The organism is Limibacter armeniacum (assembly GCF_036880985.1).
GTDB classification, from domain to species: Bacteria; Bacteroidota; Bacteroidia; order Cytophagales; family Flammeovirgaceae; genus Limibacter; species Limibacter armeniacum.
In genome coordinates, this window is sequence record NZ_JBAJNO010000008.1 from 190,657 (window position 1) to 215,160 (window position 24,504).

General features: G+C 39.5%; 22 protein-coding genes. 7 read left to right on the plus strand and 15 right to left on the minus strand.

Annotated features, from left to right (window positions below):
• Positions 1-334: 334 nt before the first annotated feature.
• From hmpA to V6R21_RS06805, 5 genes are all read right to left on the minus strand, one after another.
• On the minus strand, positions 335-1,537 hold the full coding sequence (gene hmpA, locus V6R21_RS06785; protein WP_334242033.1) for an NO-inducible flavohemoprotein: 1,203 nt from the start codon (positions 1,535-1,537) through the stop codon (positions 335-337).
• Between the two features lie 164 nt (positions 1,538-1,701).
• Positions 1,702-2,136, minus strand: coding sequence for an RrF2 family transcriptional regulator (locus tag V6R21_RS06790; protein ID WP_334242035.1), 435 nt, complete (start codon positions 2,134-2,136; stop codon positions 1,702-1,704).
• 188 nt (positions 2,137-2,324) lie between these two features.
• Positions 2,325-2,804 carry a hypothetical protein gene (locus V6R21_RS06795; protein ID WP_334242037.1) on the minus strand — a complete coding sequence of 160 codons (480 nt, stop codon included), beginning with the start codon at positions 2,802-2,804 and terminating at the stop codon, positions 2,325-2,327.
• An 18-nt stretch (positions 2,805-2,822) separates the two neighbouring features.
• A complete protein-coding gene (locus V6R21_RS06800) occupies positions 2,823-3,308 on the minus strand; it encodes a YdeI/OmpD-associated family protein (protein ID WP_334242039.1) in 486 nt (161 codons plus the stop codon).
• A 4-nt stretch (positions 3,309-3,312) separates the two neighbouring features.
• Positions 3,313-3,855, minus strand: a complete 543-nt coding sequence (locus tag V6R21_RS06805; protein WP_334242040.1) for a 3'-5' exonuclease — start codon at positions 3,853-3,855, stop codon at positions 3,313-3,315.
• 182 nt (positions 3,856-4,037) lie between these two features.
• Here V6R21_RS06805 and V6R21_RS06810 point away from each other — a divergent pair, with 182 nt between their 5' ends.
• Positions 4,038-6,113: a M48 family metalloprotease gene (locus tag V6R21_RS06810; RefSeq protein WP_334242042.1), complete on the plus strand. Its 2,076-nt coding sequence runs from the start codon at positions 4,038-4,040 to the stop codon at positions 6,111-6,113.
• A gap of 66 nt (positions 6,114-6,179) precedes the next feature.
• On the opposite strand, the gene V6R21_RS06815 is transcribed toward V6R21_RS06810, so the two are convergent.
• Positions 6,180-7,010, minus strand: a complete 831-nt coding sequence (locus tag V6R21_RS06815) for an alpha/beta hydrolase (RefSeq protein WP_334242044.1) — start codon at positions 7,008-7,010, stop codon at positions 6,180-6,182.
• A 244-nt stretch (positions 7,011-7,254) separates the two neighbouring features.
• Here V6R21_RS06815 and V6R21_RS06820 point away from each other — a divergent pair, with 244 nt between their 5' ends.
• Both V6R21_RS06820 and V6R21_RS06825 read left to right on the plus strand, forming a co-directional pair.
• Entirely contained in the window at positions 7,255-7,698 is a 444-nt protein-coding gene (locus V6R21_RS06820; RefSeq protein WP_334242046.1) for a MarR family winged helix-turn-helix transcriptional regulator, read from the plus strand.
• 91 nt (positions 7,699-7,789) lie between these two features.
• Positions 7,790-8,203 carry an organic hydroperoxide resistance protein gene (locus V6R21_RS06825; RefSeq protein WP_334242048.1) on the plus strand — a complete coding sequence of 138 codons (414 nt, stop codon included), beginning with the start codon at positions 7,790-7,792 and terminating at the stop codon, positions 8,201-8,203.
• A 75-nt stretch (positions 8,204-8,278) separates the two neighbouring features.
• Here the strand turns inward: V6R21_RS06825 and V6R21_RS06830 are convergent, their stop codons facing one another.
• Entirely contained in the window at positions 8,279-9,748 is a 1,470-nt protein-coding gene (locus tag V6R21_RS06830; protein ID WP_334242050.1) for a DUF389 domain-containing protein, read from the minus strand.
• Positions 9,749-10,034: 286 nt separating this feature from the next.
• Between V6R21_RS06830 and V6R21_RS06835 the strand changes: the two genes are divergently transcribed.
• Both V6R21_RS06835 and V6R21_RS06840 read left to right on the plus strand, forming a co-directional pair.
• Positions 10,035-12,116 (plus strand): glycoside hydrolase family 97 protein, encoded by a 2,082-nt coding sequence (locus V6R21_RS06835; protein ID WP_334242052.1) that lies wholly within the window; start codon positions 10,035-10,037, stop codon positions 12,114-12,116.
• A gap of 59 nt (positions 12,117-12,175) precedes the next feature.
• The gene (locus V6R21_RS06840; protein WP_334242054.1) at positions 12,176-12,337 is read left to right on the plus strand and encodes a hypothetical protein; all 162 of its coding nucleotides are present in this window, start codon (positions 12,176-12,178) and stop codon (positions 12,335-12,337) included.
• A 69-nt stretch (positions 12,338-12,406) separates the two neighbouring features.
• Here the strand turns inward: V6R21_RS06840 and V6R21_RS06845 are convergent, their stop codons facing one another.
• Together V6R21_RS06845 and V6R21_RS06850 are read right to left on the minus strand one after the other, a co-directional pair.
• Positions 12,407-12,628: a hypothetical protein gene (locus tag V6R21_RS06845; RefSeq protein ID WP_334242056.1), complete on the minus strand. Its 222-nt coding sequence runs from the start codon at positions 12,626-12,628 to the stop codon at positions 12,407-12,409.
• 185 nt (positions 12,629-12,813) lie between these two features.
• Positions 12,814-13,956, minus strand: coding sequence for an acyl-CoA dehydrogenase family protein (locus V6R21_RS06850; RefSeq protein ID WP_334242058.1), 1,143 nt, complete (start codon positions 13,954-13,956; stop codon positions 12,814-12,816).
• Positions 13,957-14,409: 453 nt separating this feature from the next.
• Between V6R21_RS06850 and V6R21_RS06855 the strand changes: the two genes are divergently transcribed.
• A complete protein-coding gene (locus V6R21_RS06855; protein WP_334242060.1) occupies positions 14,410-14,862 on the plus strand; it encodes a hypothetical protein in 453 nt (150 codons plus the stop codon).
• A gap of 48 nt (positions 14,863-14,910) precedes the next feature.
• On the opposite strand, the gene V6R21_RS06860 is transcribed toward V6R21_RS06855, so the two are convergent.
• Both V6R21_RS06860 and V6R21_RS06865 read right to left on the minus strand, forming a co-directional pair.
• On the minus strand, positions 14,911-15,789 hold the full coding sequence (locus tag V6R21_RS06860; protein ID WP_334242061.1) for a hypothetical protein: 879 nt from the start codon (positions 15,787-15,789) through the stop codon (positions 14,911-14,913).
• 632 nt (positions 15,790-16,421) lie between these two features.
• The gene (locus V6R21_RS06865; RefSeq protein WP_334242063.1) at positions 16,422-18,269 is read right to left on the minus strand and encodes a CocE/NonD family hydrolase; all 1,848 of its coding nucleotides are present in this window, start codon (positions 18,267-18,269) and stop codon (positions 16,422-16,424) included.
• Positions 18,270-18,465: 196 nt separating this feature from the next.
• On the opposite strand from V6R21_RS06865, the gene V6R21_RS06870 reads away from it, so the two are divergent.
• On the plus strand, positions 18,466-18,933 hold the full coding sequence (locus V6R21_RS06870; protein WP_334242065.1) for a MaoC family dehydratase: 468 nt from the start codon (positions 18,466-18,468) through the stop codon (positions 18,931-18,933).
• A gap of 50 nt (positions 18,934-18,983) precedes the next feature.
• Here the strand turns inward: V6R21_RS06870 and V6R21_RS06875 are convergent, their stop codons facing one another.
• The 4 genes from V6R21_RS06875 to V6R21_RS06890 all read right to left on the minus strand — a co-directional run bounded on the left by V6R21_RS06875 (position 18,984) and on the right by V6R21_RS06890 (position 23,890).
• Positions 18,984-20,072, minus strand: a complete 1,089-nt coding sequence (locus tag V6R21_RS06875; RefSeq protein ID WP_334242067.1) for a hypothetical protein — start codon at positions 20,070-20,072, stop codon at positions 18,984-18,986.
• Positions 20,073-20,354: 282 nt separating this feature from the next.
• Positions 20,355-21,599, minus strand: a complete 1,245-nt coding sequence (locus tag V6R21_RS06880) for an aminotransferase class I/II-fold pyridoxal phosphate-dependent enzyme (protein WP_334242069.1) — start codon at positions 21,597-21,599, stop codon at positions 20,355-20,357.
• Between the two features lie 121 nt (positions 21,600-21,720).
• Positions 21,721-22,323, minus strand: coding sequence for a hypothetical protein (locus tag V6R21_RS06885; protein WP_334242071.1), 603 nt, complete (start codon positions 22,321-22,323; stop codon positions 21,721-21,723).
• A gap of 154 nt (positions 22,324-22,477) precedes the next feature.
• A complete protein-coding gene (locus V6R21_RS06890) occupies positions 22,478-23,890 on the minus strand; it encodes a PP2C family protein-serine/threonine phosphatase (protein WP_334242072.1) in 1,413 nt (470 codons plus the stop codon).
• Positions 23,891-24,504 lie beyond the last annotated feature (614 nt).

Here is a 24,504-nt window from a genome sequence, read left to right on the forward strand (position 1 = left end):
TGATTGTTGTTTTTTTGCTGTAATATCAGGTCCTGCCATTTGTTTCTGCACTGAAAACGAACCTAACAGTTTCACCAGTGGAATGATTGTAATTTTATCTCATTTGAGAATTCAAATTCTATATCTTCTTGGTTGTATTTTTTGTCTCAATGAAAGCTTACAAAGCTTGTTTGTAAGATCTCGAATCTAATAAATTATTCAGATTGTTAATTATAGAATTGGTTGACAGGTTAGACATTACTAACAGCGGCAATAAATTGTTGATAAAAAGTGCTTAGCCAAAAAAAGCCATTGACACTGAAGTCAATGGCTTTTTGCTGTCCAAAAATAAGGCTTATCCGACAGGGCATTCACTTTTTTTCAACTCGTCCATCGGACCGAAGAATTCGAAGTGAATATCTTCCTCTTCAACAGACAGTCTTTGGAGGATTTCCATTACATCTGCCATAAATGGTTTAGGCCCACAGAAATAAAATGCTGGTGAACCTTCTGGCATTACAGCTTTCAAAATATCTGCTGTCAACAGACCCTTGTAGTCTGGCTCGTCATGCTCCAGAGACTCGTTGTAGATGACTACAGACTTGCTGTTTTCGTTCAGGTGTTCTGCTATCTCATTGCGGAATGCATGTGTCTCCGAATTGAGGGCACATTGTATAAATGTAACCTTCCGATCTGTTTTAGCCAGTGCTTTGTACATGCTGATCAGTGGCGTAATGCCAACACCTCCGGCAATCAGTACAACTGGTTTTGTGGATTCTTCCAGCTTGAAATCTCCGGCAGGTATACCAATTTCCACCTGATCTCCTACGTTAACAGAAGCGTGCAGAAAATTAGAAACGGTACCGTTAGGATTACCTTCTTCTTTCTTGACACTGATACGGATCGTTTCCTGATTGCCAAAGTCCGACAGACTGTAGTTTCGGGTATGCAAGTGACTTTCACCAGGGATTTCTACAGATACGGCAATGTATTGCCCAGGCTGGAAAGGCGGTAGGGCACTTCCATCGGCGGGAGCCAGGTAAAAGGAAGTGATGACACTGCTTTCCGCTACACGTTTCACTACTTTGAATTTCTTTTTGCCTCTGTAGCCACCTGTCATGTTTTCTCTTTCGCTGTACAGTTTCTCTTCTTCCTTAATAAAAAGTGAGGCAAGATCACCATAAGCTTCAGCCCAGGCATCGATGATTTCTGGAGTGGCTGCATCGCCCAGTACTACCTTGATAGCTTCCAGCAGGTTTTCGCCTACAATCGGGTACATCTCCGGTGTGATGGACAGGGAACTGTGCTTCTGTGTAATGGCTGAGACTGCCCCTTTCAGCATATCCAGCTGGTCGATATATGTCGCATATTGGAAAATGGCACTGGCCAGTACCCTTGGCTGATCTCCTTTTGCCTGATGTGTCATGTTGAAAATATTCTTCAACTCGGGATGCTTTTCAAATAGCTGTTTGTAAAACTGTTTGGTGATGGCTTCACCATACTGTTGAAGTACTGGAGCGGTTGATTTTACAATCTCGATTGTGTTTTTGCTTGCCATGTTTAGCTTCGTTTGAGTGGATAATAGTTTTGATTTATTGTGTATTGATCAAGGTCCATTCATTATCATCAAGTAACTGTTGCAGTGATCATAGCTGATAACACATTGTTAAATGTATTTAGATGAATTTAAGACCTTTTTATCCTTTATTAGTTTAAATTTTTTTATCTCTTCAAAAAGCTTAAGCCTTTGTCGAGGTCAAGCGCCAGTTCTTCCAAAGAGGTTTGGCTCAAAAGCTGCTGAATGTCATTTCTGATTTTAAGAAAGCTGTGGTGAAGCGGACATGGCTTCTCATCATTGCATTTAGGTAATCCAAGCCCACACCCTGTAAATAGTTGGTCGCCGTCAATGATGCTGACAATCTCGATCAGTTTGGTCTTGCTGGCATCTTCCGGTCTTACTTCAAACCCACCGTTTGGCCCTTTAACAGATTGCAGGACTTTATTTTTAGTTAGCTGTTGAAGGATTTTAGCAGTGAACGCTTCAGGAGAGCCAATTTCTTTAGAAATGGCTTTAAGGGAAGTTCTTTCTCCATGAATCGATTTTGTGGTAATAAAGAGCATTGCCCTGATTCCATATTCACATGCTTTTGAAAACATCTTGTCCGGGGTTTTTGTGTGGGGCAAAAGTAAGTGGAAAATCTATTTCGGACAAATTTATCCTAATTAAAAATCTAATCATTTGTAAATACCATAAGTGGGTGATGAATAATGGTTTCTCAATCAGTGAAATCTGATGCTAACAAATGAGGAGGCAATTGAAATATTATACAGAAAAAAATGAAAGTCTATTGGAGACTTTTAAATGTTTCAATAGCAGATTGGAGCGTAGTGACAAGGGTATTTTTAGGAATGTCAATATGATAAACTTCCTTTGGCTGATGATCAGCATTACAGTTAGACTTGTCCCAACAGTGCCATACCAGTAAAGTTGAATCACCTTGATCAATTGCAAAAATAATATATTGGTCAATGGTCTCGTCTATACACCATAAGTGTTTGAAGTAATTTGTATCGTTATCATTAACCCTTTCTAATAGTAGTTTTTGGAATACTTGAGTTGGAGAAATCCCTTGAAATGATGGGTTTTTAAAATCATGCTGATAAAGCTTGTCCATCATTTTTTCAAGAGCATAGATATAGGTAGGTAAGTAGACAGGTTCGTCACTGATCAGCTTATTACCAAGGTAGAGCCGGATTGTTAAGCATGTCTTTTGAGGTTTTCCGATTATTTCAAAAGAGATATCTTGCTGTTGTCCAATTGTCATCACTTCAGTTGAATTGATTTAGTCATAAAACTTTAACCCTTGCTGTACCTTATCCATCATTTGGATAATTCTTTTGGCTTTGGTTTCATCGGTTTTGGCATTGTAAATCCAGTCCAGATAGGCTTTTTGTTCGCTATCAGAAAATGCCTGAAAATTCTCCCAAGCTTCTTTGGATTCGTTTTTGAAACATTCCATGATTTCGGCAGGTATCCCCAGAGGTGTTTCGTCCGAATAGAGGATGATATGTACTATATCACCTTCCTTTTTCTTGATCTTCTTTCTGATTTCAGCTTTTACAGGCAGAAATAATTTTTTGTTGCCCATCGGCATCAGTTTGTAGTGGTTCAATTCATAGTCATCTATTTTTCCCTTTACTTTTACCCATCCAAATGGGTTCTCCTTGTTCTGACGGGTTTCTGGTATTTCTGCATAGGTCCAGCCGCCTTTGCCGGGAAACTTTTTCAACAGGTAGTTGGCGTTTACGAGAGGTTTTTCTTCGGACATATTCTCAATAATTCCATTTATCAAAATACTTCAGAAAGATCTTGGCAATGTTTCGGGCATCATCAATCCCCCGATGGTGTGTTCCTTCCAATATAATTCCTTCACTTAAGAGTGCGTTTTTCATTCCAATCGCACGTTTCAGTTTTTTGAACTTGGCATACTGGTGCTTTAGACTGATGTGCTTGTCAGTCCAACTTGAATCAATACCATAAAGGAGGCAGTCGCTTTCAAATTGCTTTTTGTCGTAATATCCCCAAGAGCACAGCATGTAGTCTTCCGTATCAAATTGGAACCACTGTTTAAATGCTTGAATGGCTTCAGGAAAATGAGGAGCGTGGTCAATATCTTTTTGCTGTATGGAAGTCAGTTCTGTACAAAAATCACTCAGCTTGGGATTTTTTAGTGGTTTAACAAACTGCTCAAACGATGATATGATTTCTTGTTTTTCATTAACCAATACAGCGCCAATCTCGATTGTCTCATTCTTGTTTTTATCCATTTCTCCTTCCCAGCAGGTTGCCTCTAAATCTAAGATGATGTAGTTCATGTATGTTTAGTCCCTTATTGTTTGTTTATAAAAGTCTTAAAGTAGATCAATTCTTTTTTTAGTACAATTTCCCATTGTGCAGGCGTATGAAAAAGAATTGGATTTAGCTTCATTGGGGGAATTATCAAAAATCTAATGGCAACCTAATTCAAACATGAACTAAAATTTAAAATTGAATGAGAATGTATGAAATCAAACTGAGTCCAGAGTTTAAGTCCCAGACAAAGAAATCTATTTTTTCTATCGTATTTTTTATTCTGACCTATCTTATACTTCTAATATTGGCAGTAGGCTTAACGGCTCTGTGTGTATTTGGAGGTATTATGATTGTAATGACATTCCCAAGAATTTTAGGAATCGTTTTGGGTATTGGCTTGGCCAGTATTGGTTTTCTTGTCCTGTTTTTTCTGCTGAAGTTTATTTTCAAGTCACACAAAGTGGATCGTTCTCATTTGCAGGAGATCAAAAGGAAAGATGAACCTGAACTATTCAATATGCTGGATGCGATTGTTCAGCAAGTAGGAACCACCTTTCCCAAAAAAGTTTATCTATCTGCTGATGTAAATGCAGCAGTTTTTTATGATTCCAATTTTTGGAGCATGTTTCTGCCCGTACGCAAAAACCTACAGATTGGGTTGGGACTCGTGAATACCGTCACAGATATTGAGCTTAAGGCAATCTTAGCGCATGAGTTTGGGCATTTTTCTCAAAGGACGATGAAAGTGGGCAGCTATGTCTACAATGTGAACCAGGTTATTTATAACCTGTTGTATGATAATGAATCCTATGATAATGTGATTCAGTCATGGGCAGAAGTGAGTAGTTACTTTTCAATTTTTGTGGTGATCGCAGTACGTATCATTGAAGGAATTCAGGCAATATTGAGAAAGATGTATGAGGTGGTAAACAGGAATTATATGGCGCTGTCCCGTGAGATGGAGTTTCATGCCGATGAGATTGCAGCCAGTGTTACGGGTTATAAACCTCTGAAAAGTTCCCTGTTGAGGATTAAGTTGGCTGATCATGCTCACCAGTCTGTACTAAACTTTTATGGAGAGAAGGTTAAAGAAAATTTTAGGAGCGGGAACATGTTTCAGGAACAGTTTCATGTCATGAACTTTCTGGCGACGGAAGATAATATTCTGTTGGAAAATCAGCTACCAATGGTGTCCTTGAATGACCTTAACAGGTTTAACAAGTCTAGGCTTGTGATCAAGGATCAGTGGGCTTCGCATCCAAGCACTAAAGAGAGGATTGAGCGGTTGGAGCAGACAGGTTTGACAGCAGAAAAAGAAGTACATCAACCAGCAGGTAGTATCTTTCAGAATATAGAAAATACATACAGACATCAGACGGCAAAACTTTTTGAATCGGTTCAATATCAGGGAGAGTCGAAGGAGATGACCTTGGAAGAATTTCAGGATGCTTATAAAGCATACTATGAAGCCAATACTTTCTCTCGTTTCTATAATGGTTACTATGATGATAAACAACCAATCCGTTTCGATCTGAAGGCAGCAGCCGTAGAGGAGGAAACCACAGCCACAGCGGAAACTTTATTCTCTAACCAGCAGATTGAGCTGGTATATACTGCTTTCTCCTTGCAGAATGACATTGAGACCCTCAAACAGCTGGCAGGTAGTGGGCATGCGATCAAGACTTTTGATTATGACGGGAAAAAATATGCTAGCAGAGAAAGTGCAGGGCTTGCATCGAAACTTGCTGAGGAACTGAAGGAGCTTAATGAGCAGATCAAGCAGAATGATATCCGAATTTTCCAATTTTTCCTAAAACGAGAGCAGGAGTTGGGAGAGAGTTTACAGCTTAAAGCAATGTATCAGACATTTTTTGACTATGATACACAGATTGATGCAAAGAGCGGATTGTATACTGAGATGTTAGAAGCGCTTCAGTTTATCAACTATAATTTGCCATTTGAACAGATTCGGGAAAATTTTGCCAATCTAGCACCAAAGGAAGCAATCTTGAAACATGAGATTAAGGAACTGATGGAGAGTGAGCGTTATCAGCAGGAGATTACGCCAGAGATGCAAGAAAACTTTGAGCAGTATCTGTCAAAAAAATGGGAATACTTCGGACATGAGAATTATTTTGAACGACCACTTGAAATGCTTTTCAAGGTACTGAATAACTACGGTTACCTGTTGTCCAGAGGGTATTTTCTGATGAAGAAGGAGCTGCTTAATTATCAGGAGGAGCTGGTGAAGCGTCAGGAAACACTAGGAATAACAGGATGAGTATAGAATATGAACATACTTAATCGAAATCCCTCAACCATGATATTCACGGTTGAGGGATTTTTTTTATTCTCCTTTTTTGAGCTTTGTGATCCTCTTTACTTCATTCAGCAATAGCGGAAATGCAGGCTCTGTCATACCATGTCCGTAGCCATCCAGTTCAAATAGTCTGGTGTCCTTGTGACCTGCCACTTTCATCATACGCATCAGGTAGGCATTTTCTTCATACCTGCCGAGCATTTCCAGTTCCCTGTCACCTGTGATCAGTAGGAGCGGTGATGCATCCGGACGAACGTGGTAAAGTGGCGCTAAGTTATCCACGATAGGCTGTGTACCCGGAATACCTCTTTCTTCACGCACTGTAAAGTGGGTGATGGTGTGACCACTGAAAGGAATCAGTCCTGCGATGTCGTTGGCATCTATATCATGTTTGCCCAGCCATGACTTGTCCAGTCCGACCATGCTGGCAAGGTAACCACCAGCTGAGTGACCTGACACAAAAATCAGGGAAGGATCTCCTCCGTATTCCTTGATGTGCTTAAATGCCCAGCTCACTGCTGCGGCAGCATCTTCTATATAGGTTGGCGCTTTTATTTTTGGGTAAAGGCGATAGTTTACCCCAATTACGCATACTCCTTTTTCCTGTAGTGCGGCAGGCAGTTCCTTTTGTCCACCAGTCAGTCCACCACCATGAAACCATACAATGGTAGGAAAGTCCGTTACATTTTTCGGATAGTAAATGTCCAGAACACAACGCTCATTGATATAGGCATCAGACTTGTTGATGTCATCGCTGTAGTAATGGATGTTGCGTTTGGTTTCGTACGCTGTTGCTTTTTGTGCATAAGTGGTGAATGCAAGGAAAAAAGTCAGCAGTGTTAGTATTAGCTTATTCATTGTTGATAGGCTTTATATTTAGTGAATCTGAAATTATTTTAAAGCTAGTTGATTTTACTTTTGACCTTCTGAATCAGTTGTTGATCATTGGTTTATTACTAGTAATGATTATTTATCGCCTCAATCTAATTCATTCCTTATTTTGTTCAAATTTAGAGATGATATAATCACATTCAATTCAAGTATAAATTCTTTCGATTGAATAAATTGTGTAAAATTAAATTGTATACAATATATTTGTGTCATGGAAAACGATAAACAAGAAACTTGTGAGTGGTTAAAGCTGGATAATCAACTGTGTTTTCAGTTGTATGCATTGTCCAGAAAGATTACACAACTCTATGGACCAATGCTGAAAAAGCTGGATATCACTTACCCACAATACTTGATTTTTCTGGTGATGTGGGAACATAAGGAGTTATCCATTAAAGAAATAGGGTCGAGGTTGCATCTGGATACAGGAACGCTGACCCCTATGCTAAAGCGGATGGAGCAGAAAGGGTGGCTAACCAGACAGCGTGATAAGCAGGACGAAAGAGTAGTCAAGATTGCGTTGACAGAAAGCGGTTGGTCGTTGCAGCCTAAAGCCGTAGATATTCCAAAAGATCTGGTATGTGCTATGCACTTGGATTTGGAAGAGGCTGCACAAATGCGAGAGACATTGAAGGCATTAATGCAGAAACTGTAAGCATTACTCAAGTTTCATTGATGATGCTTTTTGAATAAGAAATTATAGTGACTTAATAATTCAACAAACAGAATATCTAAACACAATCAACATGAAAAATGCATTGTACACAGCAGCTGCGACTGCTTCTGGTGGAAGAAATGGAAAAGTAGTTTCAAGTGATGAAGTATTGGATCTTGAAGTAAGAATGCCAAAAGAACTGCAAGGCAGTGGTGGGCCTTTTACAAACCCTGAACAGCTTTTTGCGGCAGGTTATGCTGCGTGTTTTGATAGCGCACTTGGTTTGGTGGCTAGACAGCAAAAAGTAAATATCTCTCCATCTACTACAGCTGAAGTGAGCATTGGTCAGGATGAAACTGGTTTTGGCTTGGGTGTAAAGCTGAAAGTAAGTATTCCTGAGCTAGAAAGAGAGCAGGCGCAGAAGTTGGTAGAAGCAGCTCACCAAGTTTGTCCATACTCAAAAGCTACAAGAGGTAATATCGAAGTAGCATTGGAAGTGATCTGATAGTTTAGTTAGTTATAAATGTGCTTTTTCACCAAAAAGGGACAGTCTTTAGTTATTGACTGTCCCTTTTGGTTTTTATTCAGTTTGTATAATTAATGAGTCTACCATAACATTTTGTTTCTCCAATAGCAATAAGACTTTTAACCTGATCGCTTCATTGACTTTCTTGGCGTTATAATTGGGTGGTGTAGCTTTCCATTTAAGTTTTATATAATAGAGGGTATCCCTTTTTCCATTATTGTCTTCCGAAATTTCTTTTGATAAGGACAGCTTATTGAGGTTGGGATAGTCAATCATTAGTGACTTCCTGAGATAAGTCAAGTCCCAGTCAGCATTTTCGTTCTGCTGTGTGATTTGCTTAAGGGAATCTATCTGATCCTGGTAATACTTAATCGTTCCTTTTGTATGTTTCTCTCCAGCTTGTGTAATTAAGCTTTCAATGGCACGAACATCACTGTACTTGAACTGACGCTGAAATACTTTTAGTGATGTATTATCCAGATCATAATTAGGAAGCTGTGTCCGCCATAAAGCAATGGTTTGGTCTGGAATACTTCCGTGTGTCACATCCAATTCCATAAAGGTGGAATCTCGGTTGATGTAGGTGCTTCTGAAGTAAAGCTTGGTGTTCTTGTCGGTAATAGAGGGCTTGATGACTTCTGTGTAGAAATTATCGGAGTTGCTTAAGAAGATAGACTCTTTCACCAGTCGGTAGAACAGTAATCCGGAAGGGAGCATAACAATCAAGGTTCCGAACAGGATATACATCTTGACTTTGTGCTGTAATTTCTCATTCAGGAACTGCCGAACGGGAAACTGGATAAACCTGATGACCAAAACAGTGGATAAGCAGATAAAAAGGGAGTTTAGCAGGAACAAGTACATGGCACCAAAAAAGTAATCCCATTTTCCTAATGCAAAACCATATCCGGCAGTACAGAGAGGAGGCATTAGTGCTGTAGCAATGGCTACCCCTGGTACAACGGTATCCCTTTCACCTCTGGTGGCGGCAATAATACCTGCAAGCCCACCGAAAAAGGCAACCACAACATCAAGAATAGTGGGGAATGTTCTGCCTAACAACTCAGAGGTCTCCTTCTCGATAGGGGAAATGGTAAAGTACAGCGTAGAGGTTATCAGGCTGACAATGACCATTCTCATAAAGTTCCTTAGCGAACGGATGATAAGCTTGAAGTCGATCATGCCTACGCCAAGCCCGACTCCCCTGATTGGTCCCATCAAAGGCGAGATAAGCATGGCACCAATAATGACCGCAGGTGAGTTGGTATTCAGTCCTACAGATGCAACCGCAATAGAGCATATCAGTACCCAAATATTGTAGCCTTTGAACTCAACACTTTTCTCTATAGAAAGTATTGTCTGTTCATAATTGACGTCCTCATCAAAGCGAAGGCTATCTCTGGCATCATTTAATACCTGTTTGATGAGTTCACTAAGACTTTTTGAGGGTAATGCAGTAGGGTCCTCTTTGACGGGGCGTTTGAACCGAGGAAGTTCGTGGGGTTTTTTATGTTCGTCTTTCATACAGTCAGCCAAGAGGCATCAGTGAAGAATATATGCATTTACTGTTTCATAACAAGCATGAAGAATCTTTGGGTTCAAGAATGTATAGGAGAAAAAGCAGGAGAATTTTGTAGAAATGATAATGCGGCTTCACCATTAATTTGGTAGAGTGCAGATAGTATAATTGATGATCTGAGTTAGGTCATTGTTATCACAGTTGTTTCCTGTGTATTTTTAGATTAGAAATCTACTGAATAGCCTAAAGTGGCCTAGTCAGTTTAACTATTTTTTTATCAATTAAACTATCATGAAGAAGTTACGCTTTTTACTTCAATTTGTTTTTATCTCATTTCTGCTGTTTATGTCACAATGTGGGACTAAACAGTCTTCAGAAGTGGTTTCTCCTGATGGGAAACTGAAAGTTATTTTTTCATTGAATGAAGCAGGTAAGCCTTTTTATGCTGTACAATTTAAAGACAAGGCTATATTGGATACTTCTGCATTAGGCTTCCATTTCAAAGAACAACATGCTTTGGAAGAGAATTTTGAAATTATAGGAGTTGAACAGATGACCTATGATGAAAAGTGGAATCCTGTATGGGGAGAAGACAAGACTTTCTATAATCATGGTAATGAAATAAAGGTATTGCTTCGTGAAAAGATGGGAGATGAAAGGCTCTTGAACATTTATTTCAGGGCTTATGATGACGGTGTTGCCCTTCGATATGAAATTCCGCAGCAACAACGTATTTCTCAGTTTGAGATCACGGATGAACTGACGCAGTTCAATTTTACAGGAAATCCTACTGCATGGTGGCAGCCTGCCAATTTTGATACTTATGAGCTAAGGTATGCTGAGTCTCCATTATCTGAGGTATCGGGAGCCAATACGCCTATCACGTTGAAGGCAGAAGATAGCCTATACCTGAGTGTGCATGAAGCGGCATTGACTGATTATTCCGGCATGACATTGAAACAGGTGAAGGGAAATCTTTTTGAAGCGGATTTAGCTCCTTTTTCACCAAATGGAGATGTGAAAGTCAAGCAACAGGTGCCTATGCTGACACCTTGGAGAGTGATCAAGTTGGCAGAAACGGCTGGCGGATTGATTACATCTCATTTGATAGAAAACTTGAATGAACCAAGTAAGATCATCAATACATCATGGATCAAGCCCGGTAAGTATATTGGTATTTGGTGGGAGATGCACCTGAAAAAAGGAACTTGGGAGAATAAAAATGCTTCAGACTTTGAATCACTTCCGTTTGGGGGAAAACCGGAAAGTGGTCAATCAGGTATAGATAAAAGCCATTCAGCCAATACAGCCAATGCCAAGAAATATATTGACTTTGCCACCAAACATGGCATTAATGGTTTACTGATTGAAGGCTGGAACTTTGGCTGGGAAAGAGGATGGAAAGGTTTCAACTTTACCAAAGCCTATCCTGACTTTGATATCGCAGAGGTGGTACGATATGGGAAAGAACACAATGTATTCCTGATAGGACATCATGAAACAGGTGGTGAGGTCGGCAACTACGAAAAACAGTTGGAAGAAGCTTTTGCCTTTTACAATCAGTTGGGAATTCCGGCAGTGAAAACGGGGTATGTGTCCAACGAAGGACCTGTTGATATTAATGGAGAGAAGTTCCACCATCATGGGCAGCGTATGGTACAGCATTATAGAAAAGTGGTAGAGACAGCTGCCCGATATCAGATAATGGTTGTTGCACACGAACCCATTAAGCCAACGGGAATTCGTCGTACTTGGCCGAACCTACTGGCAGCTGAAGGTACCCGTGGACAGGAGTACAATGCTTGGGATCAGGAGGGAGGAAATAAACCTTGGCATACGACGGTATTGCCATTTACCCGTATGCTAGCAGGTCCGGTTGATTTTACACCAGGTATTTTCAATATCAAGTTTGATGAATACAGTAAGGAAAACCGTGTAAATACAACCTTAGCCAAACAGTTGGCACTTTATGTAGTACTTTATACGCCAATGCAGATGGCTGCCGACTTGCCAGAGCATTATGAAGGAAATGAGGCATTCAAGTTTATTGAGGACGTTCCTGTCAACTGGGATGAAACCAAGGTGTTGAATGGTGAAATAGGAAACTATGTGACCATTGCCCGACGTCATGGAAGTGATTGGTATATTGGAGCAATTACAGATGAAAATGCAAGATCAGTAGATATAGGGTTGGACTTCCTGAGAGAAGGGGCTACTTATGAGGCAACGATCTATGCAGACAGTCCCGATACAGATCTTGAACATAATCCTGCTGCATTTGACATCAGAAAACAAGAAGTGAAAAAAGGCAGTACGCTTACTTTGAAAATGACGCAAAGTGGTGGACAAGCCATAAGCCTTAAGATGAAATAAACCAATGTGCCGAAAAAGTGACCTATTTTACTTTTTCGGCTTTTTCTTTAAAAGAAACTATGAGACAGTTACTGGTCAGGCTGATGCGTAAGTTTTGGGGAGAAAGGGGAGATGAAAATTTCTCTACCTCACAGGTTTTTGTGTTTGCAGCAGGTTTGTCGCTCGTAGGAATTCTGGCATTGATGATTTTGCTGACGCTGATAAGTACATTGTTAGGATAAAAAGAAAGGCCGGTAGTACAAGTACTGCCGACCTCGTTATTAAAACATCCTAATCCATAAGAATGTGGTTTAATAATAACCTTTATAGGAAGGGCATATTGCGTTCCCGCCATGTTTAGCCCATTTTTCCTTCAGTTTTTTATGCTTCTTAATGCGTTTTTCCGTTGCCTTCATAGCCCTGTATCTAGCTGTACTGTTGTTTTGTGTCGCACAGGATGAAAATGATAGTACTGCTATGACCATTAAAGATACTTGAAGTAAACGGATTTTTGAGTTAGCGAGTAGTTTCATGAATGGTTGGTTTTATGAAACATAATTCATGATTGAATATAAACACGGTGCAAAGGTATGTATTGCAGATGTTTATGAGTTTTAAAGCTTGCTAATAAGTAATAAGGGAGGTTGAGAGGGGGATATAAAAAACTCCGCTCCCTGTCAGGAAGCGGAGTGTATTTGGTGTTATATGTGTGTAGATACTACTCTTTCAGGATGGCTCTAGAGATGACAAGTTTCTGAATCTCGGAGGTACCTTCCCCAATTGTACACAACTTGACATCCCTGTAGTATTTTTCTACTGGGTAGTCTTTGGTAAAGCCATATCCGCCAAAAATCTGCACAGCTTCATTAGATGCCTTGCAAGCAATCTCAGAAGCATAGTACTTCGCCATAGCAGACTCTTTGTTAATGCTTTTTCCCTGATTCTTTAATTCTGCAGCTTGCCAAATCAATAGCCTTGCAGCTTCGATTTCAGTAGCCATATCTGCCAGCTTAAAGGAAATACCTTGAAAAGTAGCAATTGGTTTACCAAACTGTTTACGCTCCTTGGCATAAGCAACAGAAGCTTCATAAGCACCTTGAGCAATACCCAAGCTTAAGGCTGCAATTGAGATCCTTCCACCATCCAGAACCTTCATGGATTGAACAAAGCCTTCTCCGACTTTACCCAGTACATTGTCTTGGTGTACACGACAGTCCTGAAAAATCAATTCGGCTGTCTCAGATGTTCGCATACCAAGCTTACGTTCTTTTCGGCCAGCGGAAAAGCCAGCTGTACCTTTTTCAATCACAAAGGCAGTCATGCCGTGAGAGTCTCCTACATCTCCAGTACGGGCAATCACGACAGCTATATTTCCACTAATCCCATGTGTAATGAAGTTTTTGGCACCGTTTAATACCCAATAATCACCATCTTTCTTGGCAACGGTCTTCATATTACCAGCGTCTGATCCTGTGTTAGGTTCTGTAAGTCCCCAAGCACCGATCCATTCGCCTGAAGCCAATTTTGGTAACCATTTTTTCTTTTGCTCTTCATTGCCGAATGCCAGTATGTGTCCAGTGCAAAGTGAGTTGTGGGCTGCCATTGAAAGGCCAATTCCTGGGTCAAATTTCGCAAGTTCAGCAATAGCACGGACATACTCATGGTATCCAAAACCACTACCGCCATAAGCTTCCGGAACAAGGACGCCCATCAGGCCTAATTCACCTAGTTTTTTGAAGACCTCGACAGGGAAGTGTTCGTTTTCATCCCATTCATCTCGATAAGGAGCAATGTGCATTTCTCCGAAATCACGCACAGACTGTGCGATCATTTCCTGGGTTTCTTGTTGTAATGTTTGCATATGTATGTATGGTTAGTAATAAAAGTCAGTGAGCCAAATACAGCCTGTGGTGTTGAGCTATAAGATGGTGTGTACTCGCTGACGTGGGTTTAACATAGCTTCCTGACAAGGTCAGTCAGCTTTTTGAATATGTGTCAGTTTATGGAGGACTTGCAGCAGAAGAGGCAGAACATGTATGTGGTTAGTGGTTCTGTTATTTAGCTTCGTACTTCAAGCCTTGCGTTTATATATTGTGTCTATTGTATTATTAGGTTATAGAATTATAAGAATAACTAAAATATTGGAACAAAGACAGTCTCTTAGTAGAAAAAGTTTACATGAAGACGCTATAATACAGGAAGAACGTGAATGTCCATGATGAGGAATATCTATAGGGAGATGTGAGTCACTTTTGTGTTTTAAGGAGAGCCTTAAATGTGTGGCTTATTATAAGTTTTATCTAAAGATTCTGTTTTGAAAACTATACAACTTGATGCTTCAGGGAAAATACCAAGCAAAATATTAAAACAGTATGGAGGACCTTATTCTTTTTTGAAAAAGGCATTTGTAAGTGGGATATCTCTAGCAGGGCTTGAATATAAACCCGAAACAGCCGATCATGCTGATAGAAAAGTATCACACTTTGAGAAATTACAAGACGGATTAGCGATTAGGGTTAATATGGGACAAAAATCAATATGCTTTTTGTTCTCATTTACGGAAATACAGAAAATCAGGCTAATGGTCGCAGCACTTTCAGACATGAAAAAAGCAGACCATTCAGGGAAAAGGGTTGGCTACTTAAGCCTATCGAATGGGCAGGAAAAACTCCAGTTTTTTGTGCCTTACTCAAAAGTAGGTGAAACAGCCAAGTATTTTGAAGCAATTGAGTTTACTTCTGTATTTGAGTTATGTGATAAAGGGTGAAAAACACTTCAGGTGGTTTAAATCAACACCTGAAGTGTCAGTTTAGTGTCATTGAATATATTCAATTCCTTTGTCAGGAAACCACTTCATAATCAGTTTGTGGAGTCTTTTTCGTGTATTTGGAATTCCTACCTTTACTGGGATTTTAAGTAAATCCATTTTACGTAACTCTTCTAACTCTTCATCTTGAGTTAGCCCACCTAGATGTGCTTTAACAAAGAATGAAGTGATGACTTCATTCCATCCCTCTTTGTTACCCCAATAGTGACCAATAATATCATCTGAAGCGACCATAGGAGTATCTTCATCAGCACATAATGCAACAGAGAAAGCAAACTGTTCAATCAGTCTTCTTGTGACTCCTCCTTTACACATGTCATCACAAATAGATAGGGAAAGGGGGATTGTATTCGAAAAATTTTTGTGAGAAATTCCAATTACTCCGGCGTTCCACATACAGTGTTCTGCATTGATAGTTACTCCGCCAAACGATTTGCCATTTGACTGGTCCCACATTTTCTTTTCAGTTTTAGAGCCTAATTCTGAAAGCTTTCCCTCATTAAGGTGCATTGTGTTGAAACCTTTGTCTAACCTGTTTTTGATTTCGGCTAAATCCCCATATAGAAAAGTGTCAGAATCAAGGTATAGTAATGATGTGTCTTTAAACTCATAGGCTATAGCTTCAACAGCTTTGATTTTAATCCTCCAAAAGAAATCATAAGGACCTCTCCAATCATTTAATGTTTGTTCATCAACACTCTTAACAATGACCCTACTGTCCTTTAAATGACTATAGTAAGAAGGAGCGTCTGTTACAATGATAATGTGGTCTACAAAGTCTTTTTGTAGCAGGAATGTGTATATCGAAAAGTTTGCCTGCTTGTGATTTTGGATATTATCTCCAAAAACAAGGTAGAGAATGTTCATTCTAAAATCTTTAGGTGTAGTGTGTAGTGTTAAATTGATTGCACCAATCGAAACGGATAGCTGTTTAGTTATGCAGTTGCTGTGCCACTTCCGTTGCAGACTGGTCGCAAAGATTGTGAAAAAAATGTTAAAAAGTGAAGAGGGTTGTCATCTAGGATATGGAATGAATATCAGAAGCAAGCTTAAAGGCATAAATTAAAGTTGGTAGAAGTAGGAGAGTGGGCGGTTGAAGTATGTAAAACAAAAATATAGTATGAAGTACAATGTTTTGTTTGAAATAAAGCTGAAAGTGAAGCTTTGAAAGAAATGCAGCGTTAAAAGATCAAGTTTTTGTAATACAAAAAGGTGAAAAACAACTCATAGTAAGTAAAGGCTTGATATGTTAAAAATATTCAAAATTCAATTTTTTTTGAAAGTATAATACCTATGAAAGATAGATGGTCTAGTTTTTGAAAAGATTACAGTAATTGTTTGAATAATGTAATATGATTGATAGAGTTAGCCTTATTAACCTTAATATCCTGTTTTGATGACTCATTAAGCAGCCCCGATTTCGGGGCTGTTTTTTTTGTAGGTAGCCTTGAACCAAGTAATGACTCGATTCAAGGCATTATTTTAATTAAATGGAACGCTTACTTCACAATGGAGACTTCCAAATAACTTCCTTTTTCATCGTGATAAACCTTGTGAGTGGCTTTTATAAAGTCGCTTTCTTCTGCATCAAATATATTTTCCACATACTTCTGAGGATTTCTGTCAAACAGAGGGAAAAACGTACTTTGGACTTGTACCATAATGCGGTGCCCTTTCTTGAAAGTGTGCAGCACATCTTGTAGTGGTAATGTTATTTCTGTACGCTTTTCAGGTGTAAATGGCTCTGGCTTACTAAAGCTGTTTCGGTAGCGTCCACGCATGATTTCACTACGCACCATTTGCTGATATCCTCCCAAATCCTTTTTGCCTTTTTCCTGTGTAAAGTCTTCAGGGTATACATCTATTAGTTTTACGACCCAGTCAGCATCAGTACCTGTCGTTGAAACGGTCAGTTTAGCAAGCAGTTCACCCGCAAGTGTTACATCTTCGGTAAGTATATCTGTCTGGAAAACCAACACATCTTCCCTTTTGCTGGCAAAGCGTTGGTCGCTGGCCATATAAGGCCTTGGTGTAAATCGTACTTCAGGGTGCTCAGTATGAGGTACAGGGTTGGTCGGGTCACTGATAAACTCTGAGTAAGTGTCTTTTCCCTGTTTTGATTTTGTTTCAGAAAGCATTCCATCTTGTTGGAAGTAGAGCTTTTTCTTGATAGTGTTGGCTGAAGGCCATTTATCAAATTTCATCCACTGCTTTTTTCCTGTATCAAACAGGTAAGCTTCAGGTAAAGGGTTTTCCGTTTTCCCTTTCAGATGATGGGCAAAGAATGGAAACTCGATTTCCTTTTGGTAAAAGTCAGAGATGTCAGAACCAAAGTATACATCACTGATGATCTGATCGCCTTTTACCCTTGCCCAATCTCCATGAGTCCATGGTCCCATGACAATTCGGTTATCCGCTTTTTTGTTACGTTTTTCGATAGTCTTGTAAATATTGAGAGGCCCGTAAAGGTCTTCAGCATCAAACCATCCACCAACTACCAGTACAGCATGGTCAATGTCATTTAAATGAGGCAATAGGTTTCGTTTTTGCCAGAACTGATCATAGTTAGGGTGGTCAGAGAGTTCTTGCCAAAAGAAATTGTCCTGTTTATAGTACTGGTCTGTGTTTTTAAGTGGACCTAGTTCCAAAAAGAAATCATAAGCACTTTTATCTTTTTGGGGCATCGCCATCTTGTCTCTGTACCATGCTTCTGTAGTCTTGCTATCTTTTTGGTAGCCGAATACAGGAGTTGCAAACCAATAGCTAAGTGTATAAGCTCCGCGATGGTGGAAATCGTCAAAATAGAAGTCCGCAATTGGTGCTTGTGGTGAAGCTGCTTTTAGGGCAGGGTGCGCTTTTACATTGCTGACTGCTGAATAGTGTCCGGGGTAGGAGATACCCCATGTTCCGATGTTTCCGTTATGTCTACCTTCTAGTTGCTTGAGGAGGTAGTCAATTGTATCATAAGTGTCGGTACTTTCGTCTGTAGCTTTCGGATCTGACTTCGAATCTACAATCGGGCGCATGTTGTCAAATTTTCCTTCTGACATATAACGACCACGTACATCCTGATATACAAAAATATAAAGATCCCTCATCAGATAGCTGGAAGGACCCAGTTTGGTTGGCATATTACCTTCTCCATAAGGTCGGATACTATAGCAGGTACGTTGCATCAGCATCGGGTACTGCTTGCTGGTATCTTTTGGAAGGTAAACCTGAGTGTGTAGTTTGACACCGTCACGCATTGGAATATCGAAGATTATCTTCTCATAATGCGCTGCAATAAATGCGGAATCGGTTTCCTGAACAGCAGTTCCTGCACTGACTTTGAAAGAAAAAATCATAAGGCAGAGCAGGATGAAAATATTTTTTTTCATAGGAACAAGTATAAATTATTCTGATATTTTCATTGAAAAGTGATATAAACATACAAAGAAAAGGCTAATAACTTATTTAATTCTAAAAAATGGCTCTGAATTAAACTCCCGACATTTGTGCTATATTTGCATTGCACACACATCAAAAAAACCAGAATTAATTATGAATAGAAAAGTAATTGAGAACTACGAGCAGTTTGCTGCATTCGAAGGCAAAGACCTAGGTGAGTCAGACTACCTGAAAATTACCCAAGATCAAATCAACAAATTTGCAGAAGCAACATTGGATCACCAGTGGATTCACACTGATCCTGAGCGTGCTAAGAAAGAGGGCGGTTTTGGAAACACGATTGCTCATGGTTACTTGACACTGTCAGTAGTTCCTTACCTTTGGGAACAGATCGTGGATGTAAGAAACCTGAAAATGCTGATCAACTATGGTATTGAGAAGCTTAGATTTAACCAGCCTGTAGTAGTTGGTAGCGAATTGAAGCTGAAAGGCAAAATGAAGTCTATTGCCAACCTGAGAGGAATCACTAAATGTGAGATTGACGTGGTAATGGAAATTAAGGACAGTAAGAAGCCTGCTTTTACAGGAACTATTATTCTACTGTATCACTTCAATGACTAATGCTACAAGAAAAAGGTCGGTAAAATTTAGTTACCGACCTTTTTTGTGCATTATTTGATCATATACCGTTTGTAGGTAGCTATCACGTCATCAGAGTTTTCAGGTCGAAATGCTTCCAGCTTTTTGTATTGGGCTAATTGGAAGTTGCTTTCCATATAATTCCACCATAATAAGAGATACCTTTCTGCTTGACCTCCATTACTATAGATCTTCTCATAAACGACAAACTCAGGGTTGCTTAAGTTGAACTGAATTTCTGCCATCTCAATAAACGCAGGATCATAGAGCAGCTTCATATAGTATTTGAGATTATCCCAATATTGCTGATAGTTCCGTTTGCCTGCATATCGGGCAACAGCAGACCTTAAAGGTCCACCAAAAGCAGGGTTGGCACCGGCTGCCATATAAGTAGCCATCATTCTCCCAGCAGCATCCAAGTTCTTGAGGTGATCGAAGCGATCGTCGGTCAGTGATAAATGGTGTAGCAGTTGCCCTCTGGTGTAGTCCTCAACCAGACCTCTCAGTTTTTTTCCATGCTGATAATCCACCATTTCATGATTGTTATCTAAGGTTTTGAGAGAAAATTCCTGTGCAATTTGAGGTTGCATATGGCAAAGACCAATTCCGCCATCATCTGTACCGTTTGGGAGGTACGCAACACCATTAGATTCTTGCATAATCATTGCCAGCAGAATTCCGGGCGGAAGGTTATAACGGTGTTCTACAGCGTCTGTAAGTGGCTTGAAGCGTATACTCCTTAGAAAAGTTCCTACCTCCTTTTCGTAAGTAGAGCCTTTAAGCCCATGAGAATACTTCTCTCCCAATAGTTCCAAATCCAATGGAGGTTCAGACTCCTGAGTTGATCCAAATGCTAAGGCAAGCTTTCTGAAGTCATTTCTTTCAACTCTGACTTTGCTATTATTATTGGTAAATTGAATCAGTTGATTAAGTCGGTTTTGGAAGATTTGGTAAGGAACTTTCTCAGCCTTTTTGACCTCGGTATAATACCCGAATACCCATGCATTGTTTTTCAGCTGATACCAATAAGCATCCTGTTGTTTCCCTCCTGAAAGTGTAATGGAGTAGGGGATTGGCGTTCTCTGTTGAATTTGGTATTTGGTGTTTTTCTCCCCAGTCATTACCCTTGTTGAATGCGCAGAGGGATAAGAGCGGAGGTTCATGTTTTCTGTCAACTTTAAGGAAGGACTACATGCAGAGAAAACTACAACGCATAAAGACAAACAGGTATTTCTAGAGAGCATATTGATCAACAAAATTTAGTATTGGTATTCTGAAATAATACAGCACTATGATTAAAACCAATTGTAAATATAAAAACCTTCAGGTTTGGAGTTTTCCATCACCTGAAGGTTTTAGGTATATATTTTTAAGCCCTGTTGAAAGGCTAGTCTCGCTAAGCGTTATGCTATACGGAATCTTTTGCGAATATCAGCTACAGTATAGCCTTCTTTCTCAATGTTTTCATTAAGCTTCTTGCTTACTGTTCTCAACAGGTTTTCGATATCTTCCAGTTGAAGGTGGTTGCTTACCGTAATACGGATACCAGCTCTTCCGAGTGGAACATTCGGGTAAACAGACAAGTTTGTATAGAAACCTTCTTCCTTCAGCTCAGCACCAATCTTAGTGGCGATCTCGTCTTGTCCAACACCAATAAAGAAGATAGGTGTTTCATCCAAGCCAACCAGTGGCAAGTCAAGCTCTTTACAAAGCTTTTGGAAGTGGTGGATTCTTTGCTTGAGTCTGTCTTGGAATTCGTGGATCTCGTCAGAGGCCATGATATCCAATACTGCTACAGCACCACCAAGAACAGGGTTCTGTACTGGTCCTGCAAAGAATGAACCTACATTAAGTGCCAGTTCCTTTTGCTCTTGTGTTTCGAAAATCACGAATCCACCTCCTACACCAGGGCCTTTACCCATTGATCCGGCAAGAATCAGACGTTCGTGGTATCCACCTGTTTTTTCAAGGTAGCAACCTACACCATTTTTACCTCCGACAGCAATACCATGTGCGTCATCGATGTAAAGGTGAAGTTGTGGATATTTCTTGACTAATTTTACAAGCTCTTCAGCAGGTGTCATATCACCGTACATCGAGAATACTCCATCAGCCATGTACCAAACCTTTTCAAACTTTTGTGAAAGCTCGATGATTTTCTCTTCCAGCTTTTCCATGTTTGAATGTTTGATCTTTTCAACATGCAGACCAGAAGGAATCATTTGCATGATGTTCATGGTAACACTTGCATGTACCTGCTGGTCAAGAATAACAGCATCGTTTTTGACATCCAGCAAAACATTCATTGCAGCACGGTGAGCATTAGTTGTTGTTTGTGCATACAAAGCTGGCTTGCCATAAATTTTTTCAAGACGTTCTTCTATTTGATCATACAAAGGAACGTAAGTGTAGCATCTTGATGATGAGAAATGTACGCCAAACTTATGAATTGCCTCAATAGCAGCATCGCTGATACGTTGATCCAGTTCGAGTCCTAAGTAGCTGCAAGAGCCAAAGTTTAGAACTTCTTTGCCACCCAATTTGAATGAGCGGCCGTTAATTTTTTCTTCGCCAATAGGTTGTTGAGCGATACCTAAGTCAAGCGCCTGCTTTACTACCTGGTTCGTTTGGGATAGAAATTTATCCATTACAGGAAAATATTAAAGATAGTTGTTGAAAATTATAAGGCTTAGCTAAAGTGCTAGAATCAAATGCCAGTCTAAGATACTGGCATTTGACCTACATGTTGAAAGAATAATAAATCAAGAATTAGTCATTCTTTTTCTTCTTCTTGTTTTTGAAATCCTTCCAGTTTTGCTCAGGAATCTCCTCATCCCATACCATACATGAGATTTTCCACTCGCCGTTTACATTGATGAACTGGATGCTGTTAACACCTTGAGCTTCAGGAATTCTTGAATCCAGGTCGATCATACGAGTTTCGTACTCAGAGAATCTGTGAGCAATGCTGCCGTAACCTCTTGTTCTGCTTTTTACTTCTTTCTCATCAAATTGTGTGATGCCGTAGTCATTTTGCAATGCTTGAGCATAAGCAATAAATTCATCTACAGAGAAAGTGATAGGCTCTGGGCCAGCATTGTTGATCATCTTAGCATCTTCGATGAAGATTTCTTTCAACCATTCCAAATGAGGCTCGCCACCTTCTTGGAAGGTAATGGCACCGTAAAGTTTTTCAACGACCACGTCAATCTCAGCCTGATCTCGAGAGCTAACGCTACCACCGTTTACAAGGCGGGCATTGGAAGTAGTTTCTGGAGCAGTTTCAGCCTCAGGAAGTTCGCTACAGCTTGTGAATGCGGTGGCACCAATAAGTAGTGCATACGAAAAAGCTTTAAATAAACTTTTTTTCATAGTTAAATGGTCTTTTAAAAAAATGAAATATTTAAAAAATAATCATGTATGTATACCCTTATTAGGGCACACATACCTGATTGTTGAATATAGTTTTGGATCGAAATAGTAATACGAAAGTTATTGTGTTTGTTGGAGTAGTGTGAGAGGCTGTTTAGACCTCAACTCCCATGACCATTACGTCGTCAATTTGTCGCTTTCTGCCTTTCCATTCAGCGAATTCTCTTTCAAGCTCTTCCCCTTGTTTGGATATTTCTAAAGCAGATAACTCTTCCATTTTGCTGTAGAACCTTCTAGATGAATACTTCTTGTCCAGGATTTCTCCGAACTGATCAGCAAATCCATCCGAGAACAGGTAGAATCTATCTTTTTCATTGACCTTGAATACTTCTTCGTGGAATTCATTGTCAACATTACGGACATTACCAATAGACTTTCTAGAGCCCTTGATAATCGACATCTCTTCCGTTTTTGAGTTGTAGAAAAGGAGTGGACGTTTGGCACCTGCAAAGACACCAACGTTAATTTTATGATCAAGCATCAACAGACCAACTTCCATTCCGTCCGTGTTGCTGTTGCTGTCTCCAGCTATCTTTTCTTTAATTCTAATGTCAAGCTCTTCAAGGATTCTTGCAGGGCTCCAAATTCTATCTGAAAGGATAATCTGGTCCAGTAGCTCTTCTCCTAACAATGTCAGGAATGCACCTGGTACACCGTGTCCTGTACAGTCACCTTGTACAAAGAATGTCTTGTTTTCAACCTTTCTCACCCAGTAGAAGTCACCACTGACAATGTCTCTAGGCTTATTGATCAAGAAGTTACTCTTCTTTTTCAGCTCTTGCAGAGAGTTTCTAGAAAGGGCGTTCTGGATTTTACTTGCATAGTTGATACTCTTAAGCAAGTCCTTGTTTGTTTTTTCCAGTTCACGCTGCTGTTCTTCCATTACTTCCTGTTGCGCCATCAGCTCCTCCTGCTGTACTTGTAGCTCCTCATTTTGGGCTTGAACCTGCTGCTTTTCACGCTGAACCTGCTTGTTCAGTTTAAGCATATAGGCGAAGGAAACCACTGTAGTCATTATAAAACCAAAAAGTCTATCTGATACCAGTTCTTCTTGCTTCTTGTGTGCCAGAAATTGGTTAAGTATCTCAGGATGGTAAATCTCATAGATGTGTAGACCAGCCATGACAACAACTAATAGTGTAAATAAGCGAATGCCTCTAGTACTATTCTTATAGAAGATAACATTCATCATGACTGCCATCAGAAACAGTGCATAGTTTACAGAGCCTTCACTACCACCATTAAAATACCAAGTAATAATGAGGGTAATGGACGTCATTATAAAAAATGGTATCGCAAAAGCGTCATGACGTCTGTTCTTCACAGAGAAGTACAGAAAAATGCTATTGATAATGATTGAGACGATATCAACATAAACGATGTTTATGGATAAGCCAACCATATAAGCACCAAAACCTCCAAGGATATAGAGGACAATACTGATAAGTAAGGTGATATTGAAAAGATCATTTTCGAAAAGATCTTCTCTTCCTGTCCAGATTTTCATGTCTTATTAGTAGAGATATACTCAAAAAGTTATGATGTAAAAAGTTGAATATCGATTCATTAGCGTTATAAAAGTACAAACTTAATTGTAATTATCAACGAATTTCTTGCACTATTCATGTTTAATTCTTTTATAAGTAATATTTTATATTGAAATATTCATGTAATGTAAAATAAGAATAACACTGTAACACTGTGTGTTTTTGTGTTGGTGTGAGTTTTATGTTGTGTGATTGATCCCAGAAAACAAAACCATAAAATGGATATAGGTTGTAATATTCGTTTGTTTCCTTGAGATATTTAATGATGCTTAGGCTGGTATTTAATTACTATAACCGTTACGTTATCAACCTACACACTCACACATTATGATCCTATTTACATGTTTCGATGCTTTTTTTGCCCGTTAATTTCATGGCTATAGCGCTTTTTACGTAAACTATATGCCTTTTTTGATTCAATTCTAATTTTGCCGGACGATCTACAAACTATCTGAGAAGAAATAAAACAAGCTTTTGTCTTATTCTTAGATAAAGTATGGGTGTGTGGTTAGTTATTTGGGTATGAATATGTTCGTATAGATGATAATATGCCAAGATTGATCCTTGTTGTAAC